Source organism: Devosia sp., from assembly GCF_017307495.1.
Taxonomy (GTDB): domain Bacteria; phylum Pseudomonadota; class Alphaproteobacteria; order Rhizobiales; family Devosiaceae; genus Devosia_A.
This window is the reverse complement of sequence record NZ_JAFKHE010000030.1, coordinates 1-16,515: the sequence shown is the minus strand read 5'-3', so window position 1 is coordinate 16,515 and position 16,515 is coordinate 1. Positions and strand designations below refer to the sequence as shown.

Annotated in this window: 17 protein-coding genes; 14 read left to right on the top strand and 3 right to left on the bottom strand. The window is 65.6% G+C overall.

Annotated features, from left to right (window positions below; all coding sequences use genetic code 11):
- Nucleotides 1-103: 103 nt before the first annotated feature.
- From J0I99_RS18550 to J0I99_RS18520, 7 genes are all read left to right on the top strand, one after another.
- Entirely contained in the window at nt 104-1,018 is a 915-nt protein-coding gene (locus J0I99_RS18550) for an N-acetylmuramic acid 6-phosphate etherase (RefSeq protein WP_291398968.1), read from the top strand.
- Between the two features lie 46 nt (nt 1,019-1,064).
- Nucleotides 1,065-2,333, top strand: a complete 1,269-nt coding sequence (locus J0I99_RS18545; protein WP_291398967.1) for an ABC transporter substrate-binding protein — start codon at nt 1,065-1,067, stop codon at nt 2,331-2,333.
- A 191-nt stretch (nt 2,334-2,524) separates the two neighbouring features.
- Complete coding sequence (locus J0I99_RS18540) at nt 2,525-3,451, top strand: carbohydrate ABC transporter permease (protein WP_291398966.1); 927 nt, start codon at nt 2,525-2,527, stop codon at nt 3,449-3,451.
- A gap of 235 nt (nt 3,452-3,686) precedes the next feature.
- Complete coding sequence (locus tag J0I99_RS18535) at nt 3,687-4,526, top strand: carbohydrate ABC transporter permease (RefSeq protein ID WP_291391457.1); 840 nt, start codon at nt 3,687-3,689, stop codon at nt 4,524-4,526.
- 17 nt (nt 4,527-4,543) lie between these two features.
- The gene (locus J0I99_RS18530) at nt 4,544-5,548 is read left to right on the top strand and encodes an ABC transporter ATP-binding protein (protein WP_291398965.1); all 1,005 of its coding nucleotides are present in this window, start codon (nt 4,544-4,546) and stop codon (nt 5,546-5,548) included.
- Nucleotides 5,549-5,612: 64 nt separating this feature from the next.
- Nucleotides 5,613-6,434, top strand: a complete 822-nt coding sequence (locus J0I99_RS18525; RefSeq protein WP_291398964.1) for an amidohydrolase — start codon at nt 5,613-5,615, stop codon at nt 6,432-6,434.
- Between the two features lie 112 nt (nt 6,435-6,546).
- Nucleotides 6,547-6,984 carry an EamA family transporter gene (locus tag J0I99_RS18520; RefSeq protein WP_291398963.1) on the top strand — a complete coding sequence of 146 codons (438 nt, stop codon included), beginning with the start codon at nt 6,547-6,549 and terminating at the stop codon, nt 6,982-6,984.
- Nucleotides 6,985-6,990: 6 nt separating this feature from the next.
- On the opposite strand, the gene J0I99_RS18515 is transcribed toward J0I99_RS18520, so the two are convergent.
- The 3 genes from J0I99_RS18515 to J0I99_RS18505 form a co-directional block, all read right to left on the bottom strand.
- Nucleotides 6,991-7,383, bottom strand: a complete 393-nt coding sequence (locus J0I99_RS18515; RefSeq protein ID WP_291391461.1) for a DUF3224 domain-containing protein — start codon at nt 7,381-7,383, stop codon at nt 6,991-6,993.
- 100 nt (nt 7,384-7,483) lie between these two features.
- Nucleotides 7,484-7,912, bottom strand: coding sequence for a CBS domain-containing protein (locus J0I99_RS18510; protein WP_291391462.1), 429 nt, complete (start codon nt 7,910-7,912; stop codon nt 7,484-7,486).
- Nucleotides 7,913-8,015: 103 nt separating this feature from the next.
- Nucleotides 8,016-9,383, bottom strand: a complete 1,368-nt coding sequence (locus tag J0I99_RS18505; RefSeq protein WP_291398962.1) for an alpha-glucosidase/alpha-galactosidase — start codon at nt 9,381-9,383, stop codon at nt 8,016-8,018.
- Nucleotides 9,384-9,546: 163 nt separating this feature from the next.
- Here J0I99_RS18505 and J0I99_RS18500 point away from each other — a divergent pair, with 163 nt between their 5' ends.
- From J0I99_RS18500 to J0I99_RS18470, 7 genes are all read left to right on the top strand, one after another.
- On the top strand, nt 9,547-10,473 hold the full coding sequence (locus J0I99_RS18500) for a helix-turn-helix domain-containing protein (RefSeq protein WP_291398961.1): 927 nt from the start codon (nt 9,547-9,549) through the stop codon (nt 10,471-10,473).
- Between the two features lie 52 nt (nt 10,474-10,525).
- Entirely contained in the window at nt 10,526-11,116 is a 591-nt protein-coding gene (locus J0I99_RS18495; protein ID WP_291398960.1) for a LysE family transporter, read from the top strand.
- Between the two features lie 285 nt (nt 11,117-11,401).
- Nucleotides 11,402-12,553: an extracellular solute-binding protein gene (locus J0I99_RS18490; protein WP_291389636.1), complete on the top strand. Its 1,152-nt coding sequence runs from the start codon at nt 11,402-11,404 to the stop codon at nt 12,551-12,553.
- Entirely contained in the window at nt 12,550-13,425 is an 876-nt protein-coding gene (locus J0I99_RS18485) for an ABC transporter permease (RefSeq protein WP_291398959.1), read from the top strand. The genes J0I99_RS18490 and J0I99_RS18485 overlap by 4 nt, the downstream gene beginning before the upstream one ends.
- The gene (locus J0I99_RS18480; RefSeq protein WP_291391212.1) at nt 13,425-14,246 is read left to right on the top strand and encodes an ABC transporter permease; all 822 of its coding nucleotides are present in this window, start codon (nt 13,425-13,427) and stop codon (nt 14,244-14,246) included. The genes J0I99_RS18485 and J0I99_RS18480 overlap by 1 nt, the downstream gene beginning before the upstream one ends.
- Before the next feature lie 148 nt (nt 14,247-14,394).
- Nucleotides 14,395-15,441, top strand: coding sequence for an ABC transporter ATP-binding protein (locus J0I99_RS18475; RefSeq protein ID WP_291398958.1), 1,047 nt, complete (start codon nt 14,395-14,397; stop codon nt 15,439-15,441).
- Nucleotides 15,438-16,271 carry a glycerophosphodiester phosphodiesterase family protein gene (locus J0I99_RS18470; RefSeq protein WP_291398957.1) on the top strand — a complete coding sequence of 278 codons (834 nt, stop codon included), beginning with the start codon at nt 15,438-15,440 and terminating at the stop codon, nt 16,269-16,271. Before J0I99_RS18475 ends, J0I99_RS18470 begins: the two co-directional genes overlap by 4 nt.
- The last annotated feature ends 244 nt before the right edge of the window (nt 16,272-16,515 follow it).

Here is a 16,515-nt window from a genome sequence, read left to right as displayed (position 1 = left end):
CAGTCGGCGCCGCCACAGGATTTGACTATGCGGAACGCCCGGTTTGGGCGCACCCTGCGGGGCGGATGTCGCAAGCCCAGCCTTCGCACACCGGGAAATGCCAATGACGTCGTCGCCGACCACAGAAGCAGCCGAGGCCCGCTATGCGGGACTGGACACGTGGCGGGACGACGCCATCCTCCTCGCCCTGCTCGAGGGCCAGCAGCGCGCGCTCAACTCGGTGGCGGCGGCGATCCCCGCCCTGTCCCGGGCTGCCCGCGCGGCCGCAGACAAGCTCGCGGACGGCGGCCGGCTGATCTACGTCGCGGCCGGAAGCCCCGCCCTCATGTCGATGGCCGACGCGCTCGAGATCCCCCAGACCTACGGCGTTGCGCACGACCGCATCGTGCTCGTGCTTGCCGATGGCGACGGGATCGTAAAGCGCCTCAACGGCCAGCGCGAGGACGATGTGGACGCGGCGCGTGCCGACCTGGCGGCCACACGGGTCGGCCCGGGCGACTGCGTGATAGCGACATCGGCGAGCGGCTCGACGCCCTACACCGTGGCCGGCCTCGTCGCGGCGCGCGCCGCCGGCGCGGTGACGATCGGCATCGCCGGCAATGCCGGGGCGCAGCTGCTCGAGGCGGCCGACATCCCGGTGCTGCTCGATGCCGGACCCGAAGTGATCTCGGGCTCAACCCGGATGGGGGCGGGCACGGCGCAGAAGGCGGCCCTCAACATGCTGTCGACATTGATGGGGGTGCACCTGGGCCACGTCTATGACGGGCTGATGGTGAACGTCGTCGCCGACAACGAGAAGCTGCGCGGCCGGGCGGCGCGGATCGTGACGAAGATTACGGGCGTCCAGCCGGCGGAAGCGCGCCGGGCGCTCGACCTATCGGACGGCGAGGTCAAACCCGCCGTGCTGATTGCGGCCGGCGTCGAGACGCCGGCCAAGGCTGGGCAGTTGCTCGGCGAGACGAAGGGAAACCTGCGCGCGGCCCTCGAGAAGATCGGGGCCGCGACGCCGGCTGAATAGACGGCTTCGCCACAGGGCGGAGACGAACAGGAGAGAGGACCAGATCATGACGCTTACCAAGCATCTGCTTGCGGCGACTGCGACGATGGCGATTGTCTCGGCGGTGGCGCCGGCCTTCGCCGAGGACGTGAACCTGACCATCGAAAGCTGGCGCACCGACGACCTGACGGTGTGGCAGGACAAGATCATCCCCGCTTTCGAGGCGGCCAATCCCGGCATCAAGGTGACCTTCGCGCCTACCGCGCCGACCGAATACAACGCGGCGCTCAATGCCAAGCTCGAAGGCGGCTCGGCCGGCGACATCATCACCTGCCGTCCGTTCGACGCCTCGCTCGAGCTCTACAACAAGGGCTACCTGGCCGCGCTGAACGACCTGCCGGGGATGGAGAACTTCTCGCCCGTGGCCAAGGCTGCGTGGTCGACCGACGATCAGGCAACCACGTTCTGCGTGCCAATGGGCGCGGTTATCCATGGCTTCTTCTACAACAAGGACGCGTTCGCCAAGGTCGGCATCACGCAGCCGCCGGCGACCGTGGACGAGTTCTTCGCCGACCTCGACAAGATCAAGGCCGACGGCACCTACATCCCGCTCGCCATGGGCACGAACGACCAGTGGGAAGCGGCCACGATGGGCTACCAGAACATCGGGCCGAACTACTGGAAGGGCGAGGAAGGCCGCCTGGCGCTGATCGCGGGCAAGGAGAAGCTGACCGATCCGCAGTGGGTCGAGCCCTACGCCCAGCTTGCCAAGTGGAAGCCCTATCTGGGCGACGGGTTCGAGGCGCAGACCTACTCGGACAGCCAGAACCTGTTCACGCTCGGACGCGCCGCCATCTATCCGACCGGCTCGTGGGAGATCGCCGGCTTCGAGGCCAACGCCACCTTCGCGCTCGGCGTGTTCCCGCCGCCGGTGCCCAAGGCCGGTGACCAGTGCTACATCTCGGACCACACCGACATCGGGATCGGCATGAATGCCAAGTCGGCCAACCCCGATGCAGCCAAGAAGTTCCTGAGCTGGGTGGCTTCGCCCGAGTTCGGCACCATCTTCGCCAACGCGCTGCCGGGCTTCTTCCCGCTGTCGAGCGGCGAGGTAAAGCTGGAAGACCCGATTGCCCAGGAGTTCGTGTCCTGGCGCGCGAAGTGCAAGTCGACAATCCGCTCGACCTACGCCATCCTTTCGCGTGGCACGCCGAACCTCGAGAACGAGACCTGGAATGCTTCGGTGCAGGTGATCAAGGGCGCCGAAACGCCCGAGGCTGCCGGCGCCCGCCTGCAGGCCGGGCTCGACAGCTGGTACAAGCCGGCGGGCAAGTAACCTGCTAGGATCGCCGGGCCGCCTTCGAGCGGCCCGGCTCACTCCGGAAGGCCCCCTCACCCGCCGCTGCACGGCGACCTCTCCCCCAAAGGGAGAGGTGGTGCGGCGGCCAGATCAGCGCCTCATCACCTTTTCCTTGCGCGAAGCGCTCCGGTGAGGGGGCCTTTGAAGTACTAGCTTGGGACCTCAGCATGGCAACGGTCGACATAGCACCGGTCAAGAAGCCGTTCCGGTGGCACATCCTGGTCTTCCTTGCGCCGGCGGCGCTGATCTATACCGCGGTGATGATCTTCCCGCTGATCTCGACGCTCTACCAGGCGTTCTTCTCGCAGAAGTGGGAGTTCGTCGGCTTCGGCAACTTCATGCAGCTGTTCACCGACCCTCGGCTCAGCGCGAGTTTCTGGAATGCGCTCATCAACAACGTCTGGTTCTTCATCATCCACATGCTGGTGCAGAACCCGATCGGCATCCTGCTGGCGGCGCTGCTGAGCAACCCGCGGCTGCGCCTGCGCGGCTTCTATCGCACCGTCTTCTTCATCCCCACGATCCTCAGCTTCGTGATCGTCGGCTTCGTGTGGAAGCTGATCCTGTCGCCGACCTGGGGCGTGACCTCGGGCCTGCTGAAATCGGTCGGGCTTGGCTGGCTGTTCCAGCCCTGGCTGGGCAAGGAGGAGTATGCGCTGACGACGCTGGCGCTGATTTCCAACTGGCAGTTCATCGGCATCCCAATGATGCTGATCTATGCCGCGCTGCTGTCGATTCCCGACGAGGTGCTGGAAGCCGCCGAGTGCGACGGCATCACCGGCTGGAGCCAGTTCTGGAAGATCCAGCTGCCGCTCGTCCTCCCCGCCATCGGCATCGTCTCGATCCTCACCTTCGTGGGCAATTTCAATGCCTTCGACCTGGTCTATGCCGCACAGGGCGCGCAGGCCGGACCGAACTTCTCAACCGACCTGCTCGGCACCCTGCTCTACCGAACCTTCTTCGGGTACCAGCTGCAACTGGGCGACCGCGCCATGGGCTCAACCGTGGCGGCGGTGATGTTCCTCATCATCCTCGCCGGGGTGTGCGTGTACCTGTTCGGCATCCAGACGCGGCTCAGGAGGTATCAGTTCTGATGGGGATGATCGTGAGCAGACAGCTCCCCCACGTCCCGGTGTCATCCCTGCGAAAGCAGGGACCCATTTCGCCGGCCACGCTTGCCTCGAGTTGGATCCCTGCTTTCGCAGGGATGACAACGCGACCGAGGGATCTTCACGCCCTACTGGAGCACCTCAGGATGGATCCCGGCCGGTGCCGGGATGACGCCGAGTTGCTGGCGGCTTCAGTGGCCCATGCGATGGTGCAGGACTCATGAGCAAAGCCACGCACTCGCCGCTCCGCTCCATCGCCGCGCACGCGATCCTGCTGACCTACACGGTGATCGCGCTGTTCCCGGTGTTCGTGATCATCATCAACTCGTTCAAGTCCAAGAAGGCGATCTTCGGCGCGCCGCTCAGCCTGCCCCTCGGCGATGCCTTCTCGCTCATCGGCTACGAGACGGTGTTCAAGCGCGGCGACTTCCTGCTCTACTTCCAGAACAGCCTGATGGTCACCGTGGCGTCGCTGGTCCTGGTGCTGCTGTTCGGCGCCATGGCCGCCTTCGCGCTCAGCGAATACCGGTTCCGCCTCAACACGCTGACCGGGCTCTACCTGGCGCTCGGCATCATGATTCCGATCCGGCTCGGCACGGTCGCGATCCTGCAACTGATGGTCGCCTCCGGCCTCGTCAACACGCTATGGGCACTGATCCTCGTCTACACGGCGCAGGGCCTGCCGCTCTCGATCTTCATCCTCTCGGAGTTCATGCGCACCGTTTCGGACGACCTGAAGAATGCCGGCCGCATCGACGGGATGAGCGAGTACAGGATCTTCTTCCGCCTCGTCCTGCCGCTGGTGCGCCCGGCGATGGCGACAGTGGCGGTCTTCACCATGATCCCGATCTGGAACGACCTGTGGTTCCCGCTGATCCTCGCGCCCTCCGAAGCGACCAAGACCGTGACGCTGGGCGCGCAGATGTTCATCGGCCAGTTCCAGACCGACTGGAACGGCGTGCTCTCGGCACTGGCGCTCGCCATCCTGCCGGTCCTCATCCTTTACCTGATCTTCTCCCGCCAACTCATCCGGGGCATCACCTCCGGCGCGGTCAAATGACGAGCGAGAACTGCTGAATGGGCTCCCTGCAACTCAACCACGTGAACAAGTCCTTCGGCGCCACGCAGGTGCTGTTCGACATCAACCTCGATGTCGCCGATGGCGAGTTCGTCATCTTTGTCGGCCCCTCGGGGTGCGGAAAATCGACCTTGCTGCGCATCATCGCCGGCCTCGAGGACTCATCGGGCGGCGAGGTCAGGATCGACGGCAGCCGTGTCGACGCGGTGCCGCCGGCCAAGCGTGGCATTGCCATGGTGTTCCAGACCTACGCGCTCTATCCGCACCTGACGGTGAAGGAGAACATGTCGGCAGGCCTGAAGCAGGCCGGCACGCCCCGGGACCAGATCGAAGCGCAGGTCGCCGAGGCCTCGCGCATGCTGTCGCTCGATCCCTACCTGCAGCGCCGCCCGGCCGAGCTCTCGGGCGGCCAGCGCCAGCGCGTCGCCATCGGCCGTGCCGTGGTGCGCAAGCCGAGCCTCTTCCTGTTCGACGAACCGCTCTCCAACCTCGACGCGGCGCTGCGCGTCCACACCCGGCTCGAGATCGCGCGGCTGCATCGCGAGCTCACGGCCACAATGGTCTACGTCACGCACGACCAGGTCGAGGCGATGACGCTGGCCGACAAGATCGTGGTCATGAACGCAGGCCGCATCGAGCAAGTCGGCTCGCCCATGGCGCTCTACAACAATCCCGCCAACCTGTTCGTCGCCGGCTTCATCGGCTCGCCCCAGATGAACTTCCTGCGCGCGGCGGCCATCGGCATGGCGGGGGCCGAGACCATCGGCGTGCGCCCCGAGCACCTGACGCTCAGCAAGGAGCGCGGCGACTGGGCCGGCAAGGTAGTACATATCGAGCACCTGGGCGCCGACACCAATGTCTATCTCGAGACCGAGAAGGCCGGCATGGTCACGGTCCGCCTGTTCGGCGAGGTCTATCACGATCCCGGCGAGACGCTGTGGATGTCCCCGGCGGAACAGCGGTTCGTCTATCGGTTTGATGCGGCGGGAAAGGTCATGCGCTGACGCTGTGCCCCGGCGCCGCGCGTGCTAACATGTCAGCCGACCTGCACCGCAACCGGCTGATCCCATGCGCATTCTCGATACGCACCTGCACCTGATCTATCCCGACAGGTTCTCCTATCCGTGGCTCAGCGGCGCGCCGGCCATCAACAAGCCGTGGCATGTGGAGAGCTACTGGCAGGAAGCCGCCCCGCTGGGCATCGAGGCGGCGCTGCACATGGAGGTCGACGTCGCCGAGCCGCAGATCGCGGCCGAGACGGAGTTTGTCCTGGGCCTCGACCGGATCGTCGGCGCCATCGCCAACGGTCGGCCCGAGCATGCGGACTTCGAGCGGCACCTCGAGAGAATGCGCGACCTGGGCAAGGTGAAGGGCATCCGGCGCCTGCTGCAGTTCCAGCCGGCCGAACTCAGCCAGACGCAGACGTTCGTGGACAACATCCGCCTGTTGCCGCGCTACGGCATGAGCTTCGATATCTGCGTCAAGTCCCACGAACTGATGCTGGTGCCGCCGCTGATCCGGTCCTGCCCGGAGACGCAGTTCATCCTCGACCATTGCGGCAACCCCAAGATCGCCGATGGCGAATGGGAAAGCTGGACGACCCGCATGGAGCGCGTCGCCGAATTGCCGAACGTGGTGTGCAAGGTGTCGGGCATCCTCGCCAATGTCGATGAGACCTGGACGGTGGACGCGATCCGTCCCTATGTCGAGTTCGTCATCGAGACCTTCGGATGGGATCGCGTGGTATGGGGCAGCGACCATCCGGTGGTGACGCTGTTCGCGGATCTGACGAAGTGGGTGAACGCCACCAGGGAGATCGTCTCGGACGCCAGCGAGACCGAGCAGGAGAAGCTGTTCTGGCGGAATGCGGAGCGGATTTACGGAGTTTGAAGCCGGCGGCCGGGCTACGCGCGTGCGTGCTCGACCAGTCAGGGACTGTCGCAGGCGTCGAGATCGTCGATAGTGGTCGACCGGGCCACGCCAAGCGCCGGGGGAGAAAGGCATGACGACACCATTCGACAGCTGGGTGTTCTGGGCACTGCTTTCGGCGGTCTTCGCGTCGCTGACGGCGATCTTTGCCAAGATCGGCATCGCAGACATCGACAGCGACTTCGCAACGCTGATCCGCACGATCGTCATCGTCATCGTGCTCGCCGGCATCGTGTTGGCGATGGGCAAGACCCAGCCGCTCAATACGGTCTCGGGCAAGACGTGGCTGTTCCTGGTGCTGTCGGGGCTCGCGACAGGTGCGTCGTGGCTGGCCTATTTCCGCGCCCTCAAGCTGGGCCAGGCATCCGAGGTTGCCCCGGTCGACAAGCTGAGCGTGGTCCTTGTCGCGATCTTCGGCGTGCTGTTCCTGGGCGAGAAGCTCACGGTACAGGGTTGGATCGGGGTGGCGCTGGTCACCGCCGGCGCGGTGACCCTCGCTTGGAGGGTGTAGGCGCCCCTACCCCAGCCGCCAGTCCAGTGTATAGCGCACCGTCTTGTCGTGCTGGGCCTGGTAGCTGCCGCTGCCGCTCAATCCCTTCAGATCGCCGGTGCCCGAGCCATCGACCACCTGCCACCTGCTGGCTGCCTCGCCATTGGTCCAGGTGCCGACTTCGTAGATGATGAACTGTCCATGTCGACCGCCGAGCGTCCCCTCGAGCACGAGGTAGCCGGCATAGTGGCAGGTCTCGGCGGTGGGGTATTGCATCAGGTACCGCCCCGGTCCCTTCGCCTCGATGTCGCCGTGCAAGACGATGTCGATCCGGGCCTCGGTCGATTTCTGCGGCGCGGCCTCGTGGTAGGGCTTTTCGTCCCAGTTGTTGTGCTCGATGGTACCCTTGGCGGTGCTCAACTTGGTCTCCTCGATCGACGCGCGCTGACCGGGACCCCTGCAATTCATGGGTCCTGGCGGCCAGCGCCCGCATCATCCGGGCGCAGACCAGGATCAGGCGTCAGTGCTGGCTGTGCAAGCCTCCGCGCTCGGAGATCTCGTGCAGCGCGCGGCCGCTGACGGTGCGGTCCGCGAGCGCGACATCGCCGAGCGAGATCATGCCGACGAGCCGCTTCTGTCGATTCAGCACGGGCAGCCGGCGCACCTTGAACTCGGCCATCTGGGCGGAAACGTCCTCGACCTCTTCGTCCTCGTAGCACCAGCGCGGGTTCGAGCTCATGACTCGGCGGACCTTGGTTTCGGGGCCCATGCTGTCGCCGACGGCCCGAATGGCGATGTCGCGATCGGTGATCATGCCGACGAGGCGATCATTCTCCCCGACGGGCATCGCGCCAAGGTCCATCTCGCGCATGATACGTGCCACGGAACGGATTTCGTCATCGGGCGAGCAGATCTCGACGCCGTCGCTCATGCATTCGCTGACTTTCATGGTCGTTCTCCCTCTGTGCGGGGGCAGCCGTGTGTCGCCCCATCCAAGACAGAACCCGCGGCAGCGGCAGCGGGTTCACTCAGCCACGAGGAATAGTTTTGCGTCAGGCGGCGCGCGACGCCTTGGACGGGCGGGCCCATTCCGGGATCCAGTCGCCGTGGGCCGCCAGCAGGTCGTCGACCAGGCGCCAGATTTGGTCGAGATCAAGCTCGGCAGCAGTGTGCGGGTCCATCATCGCGGCGTGGTACAGGTGCTCCCTGTTCTCGGTCATCAGCGCCGCGACGGTGAGCTCCTGCACGTTGATGTTGGTGCGAATGAGCGCGGTCAGCTGCGGCGGCAGGTCGCCGATGTAGGTCGGCTGGATGCCCGAAGCGTCGACGAGGCACGGAACCTCGACCGCGGCGTTGAACGGCAGCGAAGTGATGACGCCGTTGTTGCGGACGTTGCCGTAGATCACGCCCGGCTCACCGGTCCACACCGAGTTGACGATCTCGGACGCGTATTCCTTGGACTGCTTGACCTCGATGCGATTGGCCTTGCGATACTCCTCTGAGGTGGTCTTCCAGCGCTCGATCTGCTCGACGCAGCGCTTGGGATACTCGTCCAGGGGAATGCCGAACTTTTCGATCAGGTCCTCACGCCCCTCCTTGATGAAGTACGGGGTGTACTCGGCGAAGTGCTCGGAGCTCTCGGTGACGAAATAGCCGAGGCGCGTCAGCATCTCGTAGCGCACCTTGTTCGGGCAGCGCGGGTTCCAGGTCGGCTTGGGCGCCCTGCCCTCGCGATAGGCGCGAACCAGGTCGGGATAGAGGTCGCGGTAGCTGCCGTCCGGCTGGCGATGCTCGAACTTCAGATAGAACGCCATGTGGTTAATGCCGGCCGAGCGGTAGCGGATCTCCTCGTAGGGGATGCCGAGGTCATGGGCCAGTTCGTGCGCAGTCCCCTGTACCGAGTGGCAGAGGCCGACCTGCTTGATGGTCGGATACTTCTCGGCGATGGCCCAGGTGTTGATGGCCATCGGGTTGACGTACTGCAGCATCACCGCCTCGGGGGCGACTTCCAGCATGTCCTCGCAGATCGACCACAGGTGCGGGACCGTGCGCAGGCCGCGCATAATGCCGCCGACACCGAGCGTGTCGGCGATGGTCTGGCGCAGGTTGTACTTCTTGGGTACCTCGAAATCGACGACGGTCGAGGGCTCGTAGCCGCCGATTTGGAAGCAGACGACGACGAAGTTGGTGCCGTCGAGGGCTTCACGCTGGTTGGCGTACGTCTTCACCGTCGCGGGCACGCCGAGCGTGTCGACCAGCTTGCCGGCGATGATGGCACTCTCCTCGAGGCGCTGGGCATCGATGTCCATGAGCCGGATCTCGGCCCCCGCCAGCGCTTCCCGCTGCAGGATGTCGCCAACGATGTTCTTCATGAACACCGACGAGCCGGCGCCGATGAAGGTGATCCTGGGGTTGGCCATAAGTGTCTCCAGCAAGATGGCGGGGCCGATCAGGCCGCGATTTCGAGTGTGGTCCCGGCGAGCCGTTATCCGTCCCTGGGCGCGCGATGGTAGCCCTTGCGAAGGGGCGAACAATCCCGCTATCTGAATGGGTATTTCCGGTTTTTACAGATTGCGAGATCGGTTGAACGAGCCACTCCAGTACTTCGCGCCGAGCACGCCAAGGAGGACGGCGACCGCGCCCGTACCGCGCCCCGACCGGCAGTTCTACGCGCAGACCCATGCCTTCGGCCGCTTCGGCATCCGCTGGTTCGACCCCCGGATCATGGCCAGCGAGCACTTCCACGGGCATATCGAGATCAACTGGCTGACGTCCGGCAGCATGGACTATGTGATCGACGGGCGGCCGTTGCGCATTCCCGCGGAGCGACTCGTGCTGTTCTGGGCCGGCATTCCGCACCAGACCACGGGCCTCGATCCCGGCGCCGGCACGGAGAGCCGGCAGTGCAACGTCTACCTGCCGCTCGACAGCTTCCTGCACATGCCGAACCTGGGGCCGCTCACCGCGACGATGATGGGGGGCGGCGTGGTGATGCTGCCAACCGAGACGATCGGCGAGGACACGCTGCGTCGCTGGTATCAGGACTACCGGTCGGGCGACGCCGAGCGCACGGATATCCTGAAGCAGGAGATTGCCCTGATGCTGCGCCGTGCGGCCGTCACCGGCTGGGACACCCTGATGGAGCCGTGGATCGAAAGCGTTGGCGCGTCGACCCGCACCGCCTCGCCGCTGCGCTACGTCGTGGCGATGATCCGGCACATTCTCGAGAACCTGGACGAGCCGCTGCGGGCCGAAGACGTTGCCAGGGTGGTCGGCCTGCATCCGAACTACGCCCTGAACCTGTTCAGCGACGTCATGCGCGTGCCGCTACACAAGTTCGTGGTGCGCATGCGGCTGATCCGGGCCCGCGCCCTGCTGTTCGAGGGCAACCTTTCGATCGAGAACGTGGCTTTCGAGAGCGGCTTCAGGGCGCTGAGCCAGTTCTACGTGCAGTTCCGCAAGGCCTATGGCCTTACCCCACGGCAGATGCGCGCGCACTACCTCCGGTGAACTGCTGAGGACAGGCGCGGACTTGCCGTCCGCCGCCAGTGCCGATTGACTCGTGAGCGACGCATACGAAGGCGCCAATTTGTCCGACCCAATCCTGTTCACCCTCGCAGCGTTTGCCCTGCTGGCCGCGCCGGGCCCGACCAATACCCTGCTCGCCACGGCCGGAGCCGCGCGAGGGGGCCTTTCCGCGTGGCGGCTGGTGCTTGCCGCCGTCACGGCCTACGGTGTGGCCGTCGCCTGCTACCGGCTGGTTCTTGCCCCCTTCATTGCCGCCATGCCCGCGGTCGGCACAACGTTGAAGATTGCGGTGGCGCTCTATCTCGCCTGGCTGGCGATCCGGCTGTGGCGAAGCACGACGAGCTTGTCCCGGACGTCGGCGGGCGCGCGCGAGGTCTTCGTCGCGACGCTGCTCAACCCCAAGGGCTTCGTGGCCGCCCTCACCCTGCTGCCGTCCGGCCCGGACCTGCCCGCCTACCTCGCGGCCTTCGCCGCCGTCGTCGCCGCGGCGTCAACGGGATGGCTGCTGATCGGCAAGACGATTGCCGCCTCCGTAGGCGAACGGCACGGATCCCTGATCCCCCGCGTCGCTTCGCTGGCGTTGCTCGGCTTCGTCGGAACGCTGGCGGCATCGGCCCTCGGCTAGGGCCGACCAACTCCCCGGCTCATGAGCTGCGGATTGTGCGGAAAAGCCACCCGGCGAGCGCAACGAATCCCCCTCTGCGCCGTCATCCGGCTGTCACGTCCGTGCGGTTTAAGCGGCGCCGAAAGTTGCGTGGAACGAGTCAGCTGCGCAACTGTCACAATGGAATTTCTGTTCCATTTTTCGCTTGCCAGCGGATGTGGTCCGGCTAGTCTGGTCCTGCAAAGGCTGGCGCAGATCGGCCCGCCGCGGGATGGCCCCGCAAGGCGAACAGGAGGAATCAAACCCATGAAACGTCGTGCTTTTATGCTTTCCGTCGGTGGCGCGGCCGCCGGCATGGTGCTCTTGCCGCGGATGGCCTTTGCCGAAGCGGGCAAGATCGATTGGTACACCTCGTCGGACCAGAACATCCTCGACTTCTGGACCAACGTGGTGAAGCCGAAGTTCGAGGCCGCCAATCCGGGCGTGACGCTGAACCTGGTGGATGCAGGCGACAATGCCGGACAGACCGCCATTGCGGAGCGCGCGCTCGCCGCGATGCAGACCAAGACCGATCCGCAGGCCGACTACTTCGAGACAGGTGACTGGCGCCTGCCGGCCGGCGCCGCCGATGCCGGGCTCTACGTCAACATGAAAGAAGCCGGGCTCTCCAACTACTCCAAGGTCAATCCGCTGGCCTTCGACGGCGACTTCTCGCTGCCCTATCGCGGTTCGCAGGTGCTACTCGCCTACGACACCACCAAGCTCGACCCGGCCAACGCGCCCAAGACGTTCGCCGACCTCGTCGCCTGGATCAAGGCGAACCCGGGCCAGTTCATCTACAACCGCCCCGACAAGGGCGGCTCGGGTGGCAACTTCGTGCGCCGCGCCATTCTCGAGGCGAACGGCAAGGACCCTGCCAAGTTCAAGGTCGACAACTACAGCCCCGAGGCAGCGGACGCCGCCCTGAATCCGGCCTGGGACATCCTCAAGGACCTCGCGCCGTCCCTGTTCGACAACGGCGCCTACACCTCGGGCAATACGCAATCGGTACAGCTGCTGAGCCAGTCGGCTGTCACGATGATCCCGGCCTGGTCCGACCAGGCGATCCAGGCGATCAACACCGGCGTCCTGCCCGAGACCACCGGCCTCGTGCAGTTGCAGGACCTCGCCCTGCCCGGCGGTTTCTCGCGCTCGGTCGTGCTCGCCAACGGCGCCAACAAGGACGCGGCGCTCAAGCTCGCCGACTTCATCCTCACCGAGGAAATCCAGTCGGCAGTGCTCAGCGAACTTGGTGGCTTCCCTGGCGTCGCCTGGGATTATGTCAACCAGGACCTGCGCGAGAAGTACAAGGACGTGATCCCGACCACCATCCCGACCTTCCCGGGCGGCGACTGGGAGAAGGCGATCAACGACGGCTGGTACCGCAACGTGGCTCCCAACGTGGACCGCAACGCGTGAGCCTTACGCCGGCGAACGACATCGTCGGAAAGAACAACGGCAGGGGGCTCACGGGCCTCCTGCTGGTGGCCATTCCGGTGTTCCTGGTCGGCTGGATGATCATCTGGCCGATCATCTCCGCCATCGGCCGGACGATCTGGCTGCCCAATGAAGGCGGTGGACGGAGCTTCTCGCTCGAGACCTACGGGTTCTTCTTCACCGACCAGTACAGCCTCAACAACCTGGGCGTGACGCTGTGGACCACCGGCGTCTGCGCCGTGCTGCTCGTGCTCATCTGCCTGCCCATCGCGCTCTACCTTCGCTTTGCGAAGGGCCGGCTTGCCGCCTATGTGCAGGGACTGGCGATCTTCCCGATGTTCGTGCCCTCGATCATCCTGAGCTATGCGATCATCCGCGTGCTCGGGCCGAACGGGACCGTCGACCTGCTCTTGAACGCGATGCACCTGCCCAAGATCCGCTCGCCCTACCTCACGCCCTGGGGGCCTGTGATCGGGCTCGTCTGGGACAACATCCCGCTCACCGTCCTGATCCTGCTCTCGGGGCTGGGGAACGTCTCCAACCAGTCGATCGAGGCGGCCCGCGACGTGGGCGCCGGACGGCTGGCCGTACTGTGGCACATCATCCTGCCGCGCATCTCGAATTCAATCCTTGTGGCGGTCAGCTTCACCGTGCTCGGCATCTTCTCGGCCTTCACCCTGCCCTATGTGCTGGGCCCGGCGGCGCCGGAGATGATGGGGCCGTTCATGCAACGCACCTTCCGCGACCTGAACGATCCGACCAATGCCATCACCCAGGCGGTGATCGCCTTCTGCTTCTGCATCGTGTTCGGGCTGTTCTACGTGCGCTCCGTCGCCAAGAACCGGAGCGCGTGATGGCCCGCGTACTCATCGAACGCCGCATCGACTGGTACGGCATCTTCTTTGCCGCGCTGCTCACCCTGGTGATCGTGTTCCCGCTCATCGTGGTCGGAACGTGGGCCTTCACCAATGTGTGGCGCTTTCCTTCGGTGATCCCGCAGGAGTTCGGGATCAAGTACTGGCAGATGACGCTGGCGCGGGCCGACGTCTGGAGCTCGATCACACTCAGCCTCAGCCTGTCGACGGTGGTGACGCTGCTGTCGGCGCTGATCTGCCTGCCGGCCGCCTATGCCTTCGCGCGGCTCGACTTCCCCGGCCGGAACATCCTGTTCTTCTCGTTCCTCGCGGGTCATGCGTTCCCCAAGTTCGGGCTGCTGGTCGCCATCGCCGGCATCTTCCTGCAGCTCAACCTGATCGGCACGTTCTGGGGCGTGGTGCTGATCCAACTGGTGGGCACGCTGCTGTTCATGATCTGGATTCCCGTAGCGGCGTTCCAGGCGGTGGACCGGCGCATGGAGGAGGCGGCGCGCGACGTGGGAGCCTCGCCAATGCGCGTGTTCTGGTCGATCACCCTGCCCCAGGCCGGGCCGACCATCGCGGCGGCCATCCTGCTCAGCTTTGTCGGCACGTTCTACGAGACCGAGGGCGCCTGGCTGATCGGCGCGCCGCAGATCAGGACCCTGCCCGTGCTGATGATCAGCTTCATCAACAACCAGCCGGTGATCCAGTTCGGCGCGGTGCTGTCCGTGCTGCTGTGGGTCCCCTCGTTCATCGCGCTGCTGTTCGCGCGCCGCGTCATCAGCTCGGGCAGCTTCGCCCGCGGCTTTGGCGCCTAGTGATGATGGTCCAGTCGTCGCCTCCCTCCCCCCTTGACGGGAGGGACCGAGGGAGGGGGTGGTCCTGTGATCACCGATGGACCCCCGCCCCCACCCCCTCCCCTCATGGGGGAGGGGAGCAGAGCCGCTAGAGAGGTTTGACTCCCACATGTCCGTACTCGACATCAACAACGTGACCAAGCGGTTCTCGACCACCACTGCCGTGGACGAGTTCAACCTGACCGTCGGCGACGGCGAACTGGTCTGCCTGCTCGGACCGTCGGGCTCGGGGAAGTCCACCCTGCTCCGGATGATCGGCGGGTTTGAGACGCCGACCTCCGGCCACGTCACCATCGACGGCGAGGACGTCACGCGTGTGCCGCCCGAGAAGCGGCCGACGGGCATGGTGTTCCAGAGCCATGCGCTGTGGACGCACATGAACGTGTTCAAGAACCTCGCCTTCGGGCTGAAGCTGAGGCGCCTGCCGGAGGCCGAGATCAGGCGCAAGGTCGAGGCGGTGCTGGAGCTGGTCGGGCTCGGCGGCTTCGGCCACCGGGCGACCAACCAGCTCTCGGGCGGGCAGCAGCAGCGCGTGGCGCTGGCGCGCTCGCTGGTGCTGGAACCCAAGATCCTGTTGCTCGACGAGCCTTTTGCGAGTCTCGACCAGCACTTGCGCGAGCGACTTCGCGAAGAGGTTCGGGATATCCAGCAGCGGCTGAAGATCACCACGCTGTTCGTTACGCACGGGCAGGACGAGGCGCTGAGCATGGCCGACCGGATCGTTGTCATGCGGGACGGCAGGATGGAGCAGGTTGCGGCGCCGGACGTACTCTATCGCGAACCGCAGACGCCGTTCGTGGCGGGCTTCATCGGCACCATGAACCTGATCGAGGGCAACGTGTCGGGTGGCCAGTTCTCGCGCGCCGGCTTCTCGCAGCCGCTGCCGATCGCCGACGGGCCGGCGGTGCTTGCGGTGCGGCCCGAGGCCTTGAGCATCCAGCCGTCGTCAAATGTCGACGGCCCGCGCATCCACCGTGTCACCGACTATGGCGCCCACGCCATCATCGACCTCGAACTGCCGGACGGGTTCAGGCTCAAGGCGACGGTACGCGACGCCCGGGCCTGGACCAACGTGCGGGCCGCCACGCTCACACCCCAGGCCTTCGCCGCTTATCGCGACAACGCGGTGGTCTACCGCTCCGGGACTTCAGCATGACCGACGCTATTTCGGTGACCCGCAATGGGCACCGCACATTCTTCAAGTGGCACCGCGGACGGCGTCAGGCCAGCGACCCGGTTTTCACCGGCCGCCGCATCATCGAAGGGATGAAGCTGGGCGCCAGTGTCGAGGTCGACCTCGTCATCCACGCCGACAACGGCTTTGCCGTTCTGCACAACCTGTCGCTCGAGGGCGAGACCACCGGCACCGGCCTCGTGCGCGAGACGCCGGCAGCGGTGCTGCGCGAACTCCACCTGCGCGACAACGAGGGCCGGCCAATCGCAGATAGGGTGATGCTGCTCGAAGACCTCGCGGCGCTGATCGCGCAAGACGGGGCGCATCCCGAAGGACTGCTGCAGCTCGACTACAAGGAGGACGCAGCAGCGCTCAATGCCGAGGCCATCGCCAAATTCGGCAAGGCGCTCGGTCCGGTGGCGCGACACTTCATCCTGTCCTCGGGCGACGCGGAATCGGTTCGGCTGCTGAGCGAGAACGTGCCGGGGCTGAGGATCGGCTACGACCCCTGCCACAAGGGGGCGCTCGAACGGCTGAGCGCGACGCGGGACTATGCCGCGTTCGTCGCCGATGCCGTGGCCGCTTCACCGAAGTCCGAGCTCGACTATCTTGAATACCGGCTGGTGCTGGAGGCCGAGAAGGATGGCTTCGACATCATCGCCGCGTTCCACAGGCACGGTCGGCGCATCGACGCCTACACGGTCCGGCGCGCCGACGACGAGGGCATGGCGGTGATCGAGCGGCTGTTGGCCCTGAAGGTGGACCAGATCACGACGGATGACCCGGAAGGCGTGGCCGCCCGACTGGGCTGAGAGTGGGTCGTGTGCCCTCGCATCACCGAGGACCTAAGCGGAACTGGGTGGGGGGAGCTACGCGCACCGGGCGTGCTGATTTGTTCCGACAGCCGTGCGGCTTCGGAGTTTGTCAAAGAGCCATCCCCGTTGCGGGGGATGAAGCGAACGGGCCGGCGGGGCCTTTGCCCCTCGCGGTAGTCCGCAGAATGAATGAGGCTCACGCCTCGCCGGCCGATCGGGGTTTTGGGCCTATGGCACGCGG